We start from the raw sequence: 12,139 nt of genomic DNA, 5'->3' as shown, positions 1-12,139 counted from the left end.
ATCACGAAGGGCCCGCGGGGCGACTTGCCCCGCGGGCCCTTCGTGATCACCTGGAGAACCTGGTCACCTGGAGACTGGTCACCTGAAAAACCTGGTCCCCGAGGACAAGATCCCCGAAGACCAGGCCCCGAAGATCTAGTCCCGGAAGATGGAGATCAGCCGCAGCAGCTCCAGGTAGATCCACACCAGCGACAGGGTCAGACCGAACGCGGCCAGCCAGGACTCCTCGCGCGGAGCGCCGTAGCGAACGCCGTCCTCGACCTGCTTGAAGTCCAGCGCCAGGAACGCGGCGCCGAGCAGCACGCCGACGATGCCGAACACGATGCCCATGGCGCCGCTGCGGAAGCCGAGGCCGTCACCGCCGCCGAAGGCCGCGAACAGCAGGTTGACCGACATCAGGAGGAGGAAGCCGATGGCCGCGCCCAGCACAAAGCGCTGGAATCGCGCGTCCACCCGGATGAGCCGGGTCTTGTACGCGGCGAGCACGCCGACGAAGACGGCCATCGTGCCGAGCACGGCCTGCATCGGGATGCCGGACCAGCGCTCGTTGTACACCTGGCTGATGACGCCAAGGAAAACGCCCTCGAAGAGGGCGTAGCTCATGATCAGCGCGGGCGATGCCTTGCGCTTGAACGACTGGACGAGGCCGAGCACCATCGCCACGAGCGCGGCACCGAAGCCGACGGCGACGGGCAGCTCCATGATCCAGGCGGCTGCGGCGGCGACGATGACGGTGCCCAGCGTCATACCGGTGCGCATGACGACGTCGTCCATCGTCATACGGCCGGTCTGCAGCGGGCCTGCCGGCGGCGCGCCGTACATCTGCTGCAGCTGCTCGGGCGTCAGATTCTGCTGGTCGCCGGTCGCGTAAGGGTTGGTCGGGGCTTGCGTCTGCGCGTGCGGATTACCACCGGCGTACGGGTTGCCCTGGACTGCGGCGGGGCCCCCGGCCTGCGGTGCCGCGCCGAAGCCCGCGTAGCCGCCGTCGCGGCTGAACCCCCGTCGCGAGAAGACCGGGTTGCTGCTCCTCATCTCACTCCTCCATGGCCGCCCTGCGCGACCTTGACTACAGAGTAATAGGTAAGCAAAGAAAGCACCCTAGTGCCCAGGGAGGATATTTCCACGCGCGCGCGAGCGGCGCGAGGCCCATGCGGGCCCCGCGCGGTAGACGTTGGGCGACCGGATGCGCACGCAGCGTGCGGCAACAAGGTCTGGGTGTGCCCGGAACCGGACTTGAACCGGTACGCCCGCGAGGGGCAGCGAGGTTTAAGCTCGCCGTGTCTGCATTCCACCATCCGGGCCAGCGGCTCCCTGGGCCGTACGAGCGCGTACGTCCCTCCCCATAGGAAAGCAATCACGAGCCTATCCGGGGGCACGCCCCCGAACAGCGGATCGACGAACCGAGGTTGTCTTATTTTATTGGCAACTGAGGGTGCATCAGCATCGGGTCGGGGCAACCGCACACACCCGCGTCCATCGGACCTGCCCATATGCCGGACCACCCGCACGGTCGGGATTGACGCAATCTCGACGCCCCCGGACGGGGGTCTTTCTCCTCCCCAAGGAGGACGCGGGGGCCGGGGCATACGTCCCGAGTCCCGTACGGAAACCGGAGCGCGGACTGATACCGGCCCTCTCTGCGTCGAGGACCATGGGAGGAACGCCCTGAAGTCCCCGACCGCACGACAGGAGCCCCCACCGTGACCACGACCCCCTCCGGCGTCCAGGCCGCCGCCGCCCGCGCCACCGCCGCGGCGCGGGCCACGGACCTCACCAAGGTCTACGGGCAGGGCGAGACCCAGGTCGTCGCCCTCGACGGCGTCTCCGTCGAGTTCCAGCAGGCCGAGTACACCGCCATCATGGGCCCGTCGGGTTCGGGCAAGTCGACCCTCATGCACTGCATGGCGGGCCTGGACACCGTCTCCGGCGGCTCGGCCCGTATCGGCGATGTCGAGCTGACCTCACTCAAGGACAAGAAGCTCACCCAACTGCGGCGCGACAAGATCGGGTTCATCTTCCAGGCGTTCAACCTGCTGCCCACGCTCAACGCGCTGGAGAACATCACGCTGCCGATGGACATCGCCGGCCGCAAGGCAGACAAGGCGTGGCTGGACCAGGTGGTGCAGACCGTGGGCCTGTCCGATCGGCTCAAGCACCGCCCCGCCCAGCTCTCCGGCGGTCAGCAGCAGCGCGTCGCGGTGGCCCGCGCGCTGGCCGGCAAGCCCGAAATCATCTTCGCCGACGAGCCGACCGGAAACCTGGACTCGCGCGCCGGCGCCGAGGTCCTCGGCTTCCTGCGCAACTCGGTGCGCGAACTGGGCCAGACGGTGGTCATGGTCACCCATGACCCGGTCGCCGCCTCCTACGCCGATCGGGTGGTCTTCCTCGCCGACGGCCGGATCGTCGACGAGCTGCGCGACCCGACCGCCGAGGCGGTCCTGGACCGGATGAAGCGCTTCGACGCCAAGGGCCGTACCAGCTGAGCCGGGCGCGCCGGTCGGCCCGACCGCGCCCGACCGCGCCCGTATGCCTCCTGACGCCCCAGCCGCCCCCTCACTTGGACTGACCATGCTCCGTACTGCCTTGCGCAATGTGCTCGCGCACAAGGCCCGGCTGATGATGACCGTGCTCGCCGTTCTGCTCGGCGTGGCCTTCGTCTCCGGCACCTTGGTCTTCACCGACACCATTTCCAGCGCCTACCAGAAGAGCTCCGAGAAGGGCTTCGCGGGCGTCGATGTCGCCATAAAGCCGCACAAGTCGGACGACGACTCCGGAAACCCCGGCGCCGCACCCCGGCTGAACCAGCGCCTGCTCGACCAGGCCGGCCAGGTGCCCGGCGCCGCGTCGGCCACCGGCGCCGTCTCCGGCTACACCGCCGTCGCCGACAAGCAGGGCGACCTGCTGGGCAACGGCTTCGCCAACACCGGCGGCAACTACTACCCGGGCACCGGCGGCAAGGACCCCCGCTACACGCTGACCGACGGCCGCGCCCCCAAGTCCGCGGGCGAGGTCGCGCTCGACTCCAAGACCGCCGACCGCGGCCACTACAAGGTGGGCGACGCGGTCCGGCTGTCCGTGGACGGCCCGGTGCGCAAGGAGAAGGTCGTCGGCGTCTTCACCACCGACGACGGCAATGTCGCCGCGGGCGGCAGCCTGGTGCTGTTCGACACCCCCACCGCCCAGCGGCTGTTCGCCAAGCCTGGTGAGTTCGACGAGATCGACCTGAGGGCCGCCGCGGGCACCTCGCAGGCCACGCTGAAGTCGGGCGTCGACAAGATCCTGCCGAAGCTGGCCGAGGCCACCACCGGTCAGCAGCTCGCCGACGACCAGGCCGCCATGATCAAGACGCAGATGAGCGGTATGCAGACCGGCATGCTGGTCTTCGCCGGGATCTCGCTCTTCGTCGGCGTCTTCATCATCGCCAACACCTTCACCATGCTGGTCGCCCAGCGCACCCGCGAACTGGCCCTGATGCGCGCCGTCGGCGCCTCCCGCCGCCAGGTGACGCGTTCGGTGCTGATCGAGGCCACCGCCGTCGGCGCGGTCGCGGCCGTCACCGGGCTGGCTGCCGGTATCGGCATCGGCGCCGGGCTGCGCTCGCTGCTGAACTCCACCGGGGCCACCGTCCCCGACGGCCCGCTGGTCGTCTCCCCGACCGCCATCGCGGTCTCGCTGGTGGTCGGCGTCGTCGTCACGGTGCTCGCCGCCTGGCTGCCGGGCCGCCGCGCCGCGAAGATCCCGCCGGTCGCCGCGATGAACAGCGTGCACGCCGCGCCGACCACCCGCGGCCTGGTGGTACGGAACACCATCGGCGCCGTCCTCGCCGGGGCCGGTGCGGCGGGCGTACTGGCCGGAAGCGGTATGGGCAGCGACGGCAAGCTCCCCATGGGTCTTGGCGCGGCCGTCCTGGTGATCGGGGTGTTCGTGCTCACCCCGCTGCTGTCCCGGCCGCTCATCGCGGCCGCCTCCCCCCTGCTGCGCGCCTTCGGGATCTCCGGCAAGCTCGCCCGGCAGAACGCGGTGCGCAATCCGCGCCGTACCGCCGCCACGGCCTCCGCGCTGATGGTGGGACTGACGCTGATCACGGGCATGACCGTGATCGCGGGCAGTGTGCAGAAGGGCATCGACAACCTGGCCACCGGCGCCCTCAAGTCGGACTACGTGGTCAGCCTGGGCGGCTTCGACGGCGTCCGCCCGCTGTCGCCCGATGTGGAGCGGACCCTGGGCAAGCTCGACCAGGTGACCGCCCTCAGCCCGCTGCGCAACTCCGCGTCCCGGATCGACGGCGACACCGAGTACCTGACGGGCGTCAACGGCAAGACCATCCAGAAGCTGGTCGGCGTCGACTTCAAGGAGGGCTCCTTCGCCGGGCTCGGCGGCGACAAGGTCGTGGTGGACCACAAGACCGCCGACCGCAACGGCTGGAAGCGCGGCTCGGCCTTCACGGTCACCTACGAGGACGGCCGCAAGGGCCGGCTCAGCGTCGCGGGCGTCTACGAGGGCAACCAGATGATCCGCGGCATCATGCTGGACAACTCCACCCTCACCCCGCATATGCGCACCGTGACCGATATGCAGGTCATGCTGAAGACCAAGGACGGGGCCTCCGACGCCACCAAGAACGCCATCGAGAAGGCGCTCGGCGACAACCCCGCGATCCAGGTCCAGGACAAGAAGGACATCTCCAACGGCATCGCGCAGTTCTTCACCCTGATGCTGAACATGCTCTACGGGCTGCTGGCCATGGCCGTCATCGTCGCGGTGCTGGGGGTCATCAACACCCTCGCGATGTCGGTCTTCGAGCGGTCCCAGGAGATCGGCATGTTGCGGGCCATCGGCCTTGACCGGCGCGGCATCAAGCGCATGGTGCGGCTGGAGTCGCTGGTGATCTCGCTCTTCGGCGGGGTGCTCGGCATCGGCCTCGGCGTCTTCTTCGGCTGGGCCGCCGGTGAGCTGATCTCGAGCGGGCTGCCCACCTACGAACTGGTCCTGCCGTGGGCGCGGATGACCGTCTTCCTGGTGCTGGCCGCGTTCGTCGGCATCCTGGCCGCGCTGTGGCCGGCCCGGCGGGCGGCGAAGCTCAACATGCTGGCGGCCATCAAGGCCGAGTAGCCGCTCGTCCCAACCCCAACCCCAACCCCTGAGCGCCGGAAGGGCCGAGCCCGTCCGGCGCTCAGGGGTTTCAGGGTGTTTCAGGGGGTGTCAGCGCCGCCAGTCGCGGGCGCGCAGCGGCATACCGGACGCGCCGCCTTCCGGGGTACGGACCGCCAGGACCTGGTTCACCCCGATCCGGTTGCGCTCGAAGGACAGCGCCGAGGCCGCCATGTACAGCCGCCACACCCGGGCCCGGCCCGGCGAGGTGAGCCCTACGGCCTGCTTCCAGTGGGCCTCCAGATTGGCGACCCAGCGGCGCAGCGTGAGGGCGTAGTGCTCGCGGATCGCCTCCACGTCGCGTACCTCGAAGCCCGCCTCCTCCAGCTGGGTGACGGTCCGCCCGACCGGGGCGAGTTCACCGTCGGGGAAGACGTAGCGGTCGATGAACTCGTCGACGTGGTACGCCTCCTCGTCCGGTTCGGGGCGCCGCGCGATCTGGTGGTTCAGCAGCCGGCCGCCGGGCTTGAGCAGGGCGTGGAGGTCGGCCGCGTACTCGGCGTAGCGCGCGGAGCCGACGTGCTCGGCCATGCCGATCGAGGAGATCGCGTCGTAGGGGCCGTCCGTGACTTCGCGGTAGTCCTGGACCCGGATCTCGACCTGGTCGGTGAGCCCGGCGTCGGCGACGCGCTTACGGGCGTACGCCGCCTGCTCCTGCGAGAGCGTGATGCCGACGGCCCGCACACCGTACTCGCGCGCCGCGTGCAGCACCATCGAGCCCCAGCCGCAGCCCACGTCCAGCAGCCGCCGGCCGGGCCGGAGCGCCAGCTTGCGGCAGACCAGGTCGAGCTTGGCGCGCTGGGCGTCCTCGAGCGTGGCGCCTTCGGCCTCGGTTCCCTCCCAGTAGGCGCATGAGTAGACCATGGAGGGGCCGAGCACCAGCTCGTAGAAGTCGTTGCCGACGTCGTAGTGGTGGCTGATGGCCTCCTTGTCGCGGCGCAGCGTGTGCAGCGGTCCGCGCCAGGCGCGGCGCGCCTCCTCGCGGGGCGGGGGCGGCGGCAGCGCGGGCCCGGCGAGGCCGACCAGGGTGCGGGCGGCGGAGCGCAGCGCGGGGTCGCGCAGCACCTTGAGGGCGGCGGCGGCCTTCGACTGCCGCTGAGCCGCGGGGCCGCGCTCCCACACCAGTCCGGCCATCAGATCCAGGGCCTCGTACAGATCGCCCTCGACGTCGAGGTCGCCGGCCACCCAGGCGCGGGCGAGGCCCAGCTCGCCCGGTTTCCACAGCAACCTGCGCAGCGCCCTGCGCCGCCTTACGACCAGGACGGGGGTGTGCGGGGGACCCGCCTCGCTGTGGTCCCAGGCGCGGATCCGGATCGGGAGCGGGACTCCCAGCATCTCCTCGGCCAGTGCGGCGAGCCGCTGGGCGGCGTCGGGCATATCAGACACCTCCGTGATGGTGAGTCAGGAAGATTCACTCACCACGTAAACACCACGAGGCCCGCCGTACAGTCCCGCCGACACGTCTGGAATCGGCAAAACCATCCACTGGAACAACGCCGAAGGGCGTCCGCACCACGGATGGCGGACGCCCTTCGGCGTTCAGATGTATCGCGGTTGTCGCGTTATCAGGAGGCCTTGGCCTTCTCGGCCTGCTTGGCCGCGGCGGCCGCGGAGACCGGGGCGGCGGCCTCGTAGAACTCCTCGCGGGGGTTCTCCATGGCGCCGAGGGAGACGACCTCGCGCTTGAGGAACATGCCCAGCGTCCAGTCGGCGAAGACCCGGATCTTGCGGTTGAAGGTCGGCATGGCCATGCCGTGGTAGCCACGGTGCATGTACCAGGCGAGCCGGCCCTTGAGCTTGATCTTGGTCTTGCCGAGGACGATCATCGCGACGCCCTTGTGCAGACCGAGCCCCGCGACCGCGCCCTTGTTGGCGTGCTTGTACTCGCGCTGCGGGAAGCCCCGCATACCCGAGATCACGTTGTCACCGAGCACCTTGGCCTGGCGCAGCGCGTGCTGGGCGTTCGGCGGGCACCAGGCGCCCTCGCCGACGGCGAGGTCCGGCACCTGGGCGTTGTCGCCCGCGGCCCAGATGTACTCGGTGCCCTGCACCTGCAGCGTCGGCGCGGTGTCCACATGGCCGCGGGGGCCGAGCGGCAGGCCGAAGCGGGCGAGCGCCGGGTTGGGCTTGACGCCGGCGGTCCACACGATCGTGTTGGAGTCGACCTCGAGGCCGTTCTTGAGCACGACGTGGCCGTCGATGCAGGAGTCCATCGAGGTGCTGAGGTAGACCTCGACACCGCGCTTCTGCAGGTGCTCCAGACCCCACTGGCCGAGCTTCGGGCCGACCTCGGGGAGGATCTTGTCGGCGGCGTCGACGAGGACGAAGCGCATGTCCTCGCGCTTCACGTTCGGGTAGTACTTCGCGGCGTCGCGCGCCATGTCCTCGACCTCGCCGATGGTCTCCGCACCCGCGAAGCCACCGCCGACGAAGACGAAGGTCAGCGCCTTGCGGCGGATGTCCTCATCGGTCGTGGAGTCGGCCTTGTCGAGCTGCTCGAGGACGTGGTTGCGCAGGCCGATGGCCTCCTCGATGCCCTTCATACCGATACCGTTCTCGGCGAGGCCGGGGATCGGGAAGGTGCGGGAGACGGCGCCAAGAGCGACGACCAGGTAGTCGAAGGGCAGCTCGTACGCCTCACCGACGAGCGGCTGGATGTTGGCTACCTTGCGGTCCTGGTCGATGGTCGTCACCCGGCCGGTGAGGACCTCCGCCTTGGGGAGCACACGCCGCAGCGGGACCACGACGTGGCGCGGGGAGATGCTGCCGGCCGCAGCTTCTGGGAGGAAGGGCTGGTACGTCATGTACGAGCGGGGGTCGACGACCGTGACGGTCGCCTCGCCGTACCGCATCTTCTTCAGGATGCGGCGTGCCGCGTACAGGCCTACGTACCCACCGCCTACAACGAGGATCCTGGGACGCTCCGTGGTGCTCATGTTTCGAGTATCCAGCACCCTCAGGGGGGTGCCTCGTGAGCCCCTTCACAAGCATGGTGAGAGGGTCTGCTACACTCCGCGGCCCCCGTGACACACGCCATATCCGCGAAGGGGAACCACCAGCCCCGGCGGCGCGTTGACAACCCCGCTGATCTGCACTTGCGAGGCAACGCGGGAGTAGACCACCGGGGTCCGGGACGGGTCTGTCACATGGCCGAAACAGTCGTCGTCGGGGCCGCCGGACGGGCCCGGTCCCCGAAACCGCCCCCGAACCGGTCCCAGGGGTCACACCAGGCGGTCACCAGGGGCCTTTTTCATGTGAAGCTTTTCACGAACTTTTTTGCGCGCGGGTCTCCACCGGCCCCTCACAGGGGGTCCACACCCCCTCCGGGCCCGTCAGGCGAGGCTCCAGGCGATCCCGTCGAGGATGTCGTGCTCGCTCACCACGACCTCCCGGGCACCGCACCGCTCCATGATCGCCAGCAGTACGAGCGCACCCGAGGCGATCACATCCACCCGGCCCTCGTGCATCACGGGGATCGCCGCCCGCTCGGCGTGGGTGGAGCCGATCAGCTTGTCCGTGATCTCACGGACCTGGTCCAGGGAGACGCGCGAATGGTGGATGGCGGCGGAGTCGTACTCCCGCAGCTCCAGCGCGATACCGGCGACGGTGGTGACCGAGCCCGCCAGCCCGACCAGACTACCCGCCTCCCGGATCGGCACCGTCTCCTCGACGAGGTCGAGGGCCCGCTCGATATCGGCCCGTATGGCGGCGATCTGATGGACCGTCGGCGGATCGGTGATCCGTCCGTCCACGACCAGATGGCGCTCGGTCATCCGCACACAGCCGATGTCCACGCTGCGCGCGGCCCGCACATGGTCGTCGCCGACCACGAACTCGGTCGAACCGCCGCCGATGTCCACCACCAGATACGGCCGGGCGAACCCCTCGCGGTCCGTCAGCTCCTTGGTGGCGCCCGTGAAGGAGAACTCCGCCTCCTGGTCGCCGCTGATCACCTCGGGCTCCACGCCCAGGATCTCCACGACCCCGCGCACGAACTCCTCGCGGTTCTCCGCGTCGCGCGAGGCGGAGGTGGCGACGAAGCGGACCCGCTCCACGCCGAGCCCGCCGATCACCTCCGCGTACTCACGGCAGGCCGCGAAGGTGCGCTCCAGGGCCTCGGGGGCCAGCCGCCCGGTGCGGTCCACGCCCTGGCCGAGCCGGACGATCCGCATCCGGCGGTCGAGCTCGGTGATCCGGCCGGTGGCCGGGTCGGCGTCGGCCACCAGCAGCCGGATCGAGTTGGTGCCGCAGTCCACGGCCGCGACGCGGGTCACGCTCTGTCCCCCGCGTTCTTCCCGGCGTCCTCTGCGCCCTTTCCAGTGTCCTTTGCTCCGCTGTCCTTTGCTCCGCTGTCCTTTGCTCCGCCGCACGGTGCCACGCACGGCCCCTTCGCCCACCACTCCGGCAGCATGGCGATGGCCTCGTCCCCGAGCGGGTTGACCCCCGGGCCCGCGGCGAGCGAGTGGGCGACCAGGACATGCAGACACTTGACCCGGTCCGGCATACCGCCCGCGCTCGGAAAGCCCTCCAGCACCTCGATCGCGTCACGGCGCGCGACATAGTCCTCATGGGCCGCCCGGTAGGCGTCGGCCAGTTCGGGGTCGGTGGCCAGCCGGGCCGTCATCTCCTTCATCACGCCCTCGGCCTCCAGCGTGCCGATCGCCGAGGCGGCGCGCGGACAGGTCAGGTAGTAGAGCGTCGGGAAGGGCGAGCCGTCCTCGAGCCGCGGCGCGGTCTCTACGACGTCCGGATTGCCGCAGGGGCAGCGGTGCGCGACGGCGCGCAGCCCGCGCGGAAGGCGGTTCAGCTGCTCCTTGACGGCGGCGATGTCCGCGTCGGTGGGCGCGGTGGGCTCCGTCTGCGGAGGGGGCGTGTGCATGGGTCGGAAGTTCTCTTCGATCGGTTCGGGGCCGGTCGCCTCCGGCGGCCGGTTCTTCGGTCAGCGCTTCACGCGGCCCGCGGCATCAGCCTTGTCAGCGGCGTCTGCCGCATCAGCGCTGTCAGCCTGGTCAGCGCTGTCAGCCTGGTCAGCGCTGTCTACAGTCCGCCACATGTTGCTGTACCACGGGCGGTCGGCCGCGCCCTGGTCGGCGGAGCGCTCGGTCCGGCCGCTGTCGTCGACCACGCTGTAGCCCGTCTCCCCCGGCAGCGTGAAGTGCAGCCGCTCACGGGCCTGCTGCTGGATATACGCGGGATCCTGGAGCCTGGCCTTCTGCTCGCGCAGCCGCTTGACGTCCTCGCGCTCCTTCTGGGCCTGGCGCCGCTGGTCGGAGATGTCCGAGCGCTGCGAGATGTACTGCCGCATCGGGTACGCGAGGGCCACCACGAGCGAGCAGACGACCAGCGCGAGCAGCGCGGCCCGGCCGGTGAGCCGGCTGCGGCGGCGTCGGATGCGGGCGCGGTAGACGCGGGCGGCGGCGTGCTCGCCGAGCGCCCTGAGCCTGGTCGCGGTGGAGAACCGATCCCGATCCGCCGGCACGTCGCCTCCCCGGTCGTGACTTCGCTACGTACGCCGTCCCCGGCCACGGTACGGGACCGCGGCCGGGGACGTGCGTCAGGCTCGGCGGAGCTCAGCCCTTGAGGACCGCGCCCTTGAACCGGGGGAAGGCGGAGCGGCCCGCGTACACCGCCGCGTCGTCGAGGATCTCCTCGATGCGGAGCAGCTGGTTGTACTTGGCCACGCGCTCGGAGCGGGCGGGGGCACCGGTCTTGATCTGGCCGCAGTTGGTGGCGACGGCCAGGTCCGCGATGGTGACGTCCTCGGTCTCACCGGAGCGGTGCGACATCATGCACTTGAAGCCGTTGCGCTGGGCGAGCTCGACGGCGTCCAGGGTCTCGGTCAGCGAGCCGATCTGGTTGACCTTGACCAGCAGCGCGTTCGCGGTGCCGGACTCGATGCCGCGGGCCAGCCGCTCCGGGTTGGTGACGAACAGGTCGTCGCCGACCAGCTGGACCTTGTCACCGAGCTGGTCGGTGATCGTCTTCCAGCCGTCCCAGTCCTCCTCGTTCAGCGGGTCCTCGATGGAGACCAGCGGGTACGCGTCGACCAGCTCGGCGTAGTACGCGGTCATCTCGGCGGCGCTGCGGGTCTGGCCCTCGAAGGTGTAGGCGCCGTCCTTGTAGAACTCGGAGGCGGCGACGTCGAGCGCCAGCGCGATGTCCTGGCCCGGCTGGTAGCCGGCCTTCTTGATCGCCTCGACGATCAGGTCCAGGGCGTCGCGGTTGGAGTTCAGGTTCGGGGCGAAGCCGCCCTCGTCGCCGAGGCCGGTGGACAGGCCCCGCTCCTTCAGCACGGACTTCAGGGTGTGGTAGACCTCGGTGCCCCAGCGCAGCGCCTCGGAGAAGGACTCGGCGCCGATCGGCGCGATCATGAACTCCTGGATGTCCACGTTGGAGTCGGCGTGCGAGCCGCCGTTGAGGATGTTCATCATCGGGACCGGCAGCAGGTGGGCGTTGGGGCCGCCCAGGTACCGGAAGAGCGGGAGGTCGGAGGCCTCGGAGGCGGCGTGCGCGACCGCGAGCGAGACACCGAGGATCGCGTTGGCGCCGAGCGAGGACTTGTCCGGGGTGGCGTCCAGGTCGAACATTGCCTGGTCGATCAGGCGCTGCTCGGTGGCGTCGTAGCCGACGAGCTCCGGACCGATCTGCTCGATGACGGCCAGGACGGCCTTCTCGACGCCCTTGCCGCCGTAACGGCTCTTGTCGCCGTCGCGGAGTTCAAGGGCCTCGAAGGCGCCGGTCGAGGCACCGGAGGGCACGGCGGCACGGCCGGTGCTGCCGTCGTCGAGGCCGACCTCGACCTCGACCGTGGGGTTGCCTCGCGAGTCGAGGATCTCGCGAGCTACGACGACGTCGATGGACGACACGAGGATCTCCTTCGTATGGGTCTGTCTCTGCGGCACGAGCCTAACGGGCCCGGCGGGCCCACCCGACGAAGCCCCGGCGGGGCGCGCCTCACGTGGGGGGCGGCGCGCCCGGCCGGGGCTTC

9 protein-coding genes and 1 tRNA gene are annotated in these 12,139 nt (G+C 70.1%); 2 read left to right on the top strand and 8 right to left on the bottom strand.

Annotated features, from left to right (window positions below; all coding sequences use genetic code 11):
* Positions 1-135: 135 nt before the first annotated feature.
* A complete protein-coding gene (locus CCN51_RS06305) occupies positions 136-1,032 on the bottom strand; it encodes a Bax inhibitor-1/YccA family protein (RefSeq protein WP_014177144.1) in 897 nt (298 codons plus the stop codon).
* A 186-nt stretch (positions 1,033-1,218) separates the two neighbouring features.
* Positions 1,219-1,301, bottom strand: a tRNA-Leu gene (locus CCN51_RS06300).
* Positions 1,302-1,700: 399 nt separating this feature from the next.
* Here CCN51_RS06300 and CCN51_RS06295 point away from each other — a divergent pair.
* A complete protein-coding gene (locus CCN51_RS06295) occupies positions 1,701-2,483 on the top strand; it encodes an ABC transporter ATP-binding protein (protein ID WP_014177145.1) in 783 nt (260 codons plus the stop codon).
* An 85-nt stretch (positions 2,484-2,568) separates the two neighbouring features.
* Positions 2,569-5,112 (top strand): ABC transporter permease, encoded by a 2,544-nt coding sequence (locus CCN51_RS06290; protein WP_043487021.1) that lies wholly within the window; start codon positions 2,569-2,571, stop codon positions 5,110-5,112.
* Between the two features lie 90 nt (positions 5,113-5,202).
* On the opposite strand, the gene CCN51_RS06285 is transcribed toward CCN51_RS06290, so the two are convergent.
* The 6 genes from CCN51_RS06285 to eno form a co-directional block, all read right to left on the bottom strand.
* Positions 5,203-6,528, bottom strand: coding sequence for an SAM-dependent methyltransferase (locus tag CCN51_RS06285; protein WP_014177147.1), 1,326 nt, complete (start codon positions 6,526-6,528; stop codon positions 5,203-5,205).
* 188 nt (positions 6,529-6,716) lie between these two features.
* A complete protein-coding gene (locus tag CCN51_RS06280) occupies positions 6,717-8,087 on the bottom strand; it encodes an NAD(P)/FAD-dependent oxidoreductase (protein WP_014177148.1) in 1,371 nt (456 codons plus the stop codon).
* 396 nt (positions 8,088-8,483) lie between these two features.
* Complete coding sequence (locus tag CCN51_RS06275) at positions 8,484-9,425, bottom strand: Ppx/GppA phosphatase family protein (RefSeq protein WP_014177149.1); 942 nt, start codon at positions 9,423-9,425, stop codon at positions 8,484-8,486.
* Positions 9,422-10,030 carry a DUF501 domain-containing protein gene (locus CCN51_RS06270; protein ID WP_086859341.1) on the bottom strand — a complete coding sequence of 203 codons (609 nt, stop codon included), beginning with the start codon at positions 10,028-10,030 and terminating at the stop codon, positions 9,422-9,424. Before CCN51_RS06270 ends, CCN51_RS06275 begins: the two co-directional genes overlap by 4 nt.
* Positions 10,031-10,090: 60 nt before the next feature.
* Positions 10,091-10,630: an FtsB family cell division protein gene (locus CCN51_RS06265; protein WP_086859339.1), complete on the bottom strand. Its 540-nt coding sequence runs from the start codon at positions 10,628-10,630 to the stop codon at positions 10,091-10,093.
* Between the two features lie 91 nt (positions 10,631-10,721).
* A complete protein-coding gene (gene eno / locus CCN51_RS06260; RefSeq protein WP_014177152.1) occupies positions 10,722-12,017 on the bottom strand; it encodes a phosphopyruvate hydratase in 1,296 nt (431 codons plus the stop codon).
* Positions 12,018-12,139 lie beyond the last annotated feature (122 nt).

The organism is Streptomyces milbemycinicus, assembly GCF_002154605.1.
Taxonomy (GTDB): Bacteria; Actinomycetota; Actinomycetes; order Streptomycetales; family Streptomycetaceae; genus Streptomyces; species Streptomyces milbemycinicus.
This window is presented reverse-complemented; position numbering and strand designations above follow the sequence as displayed.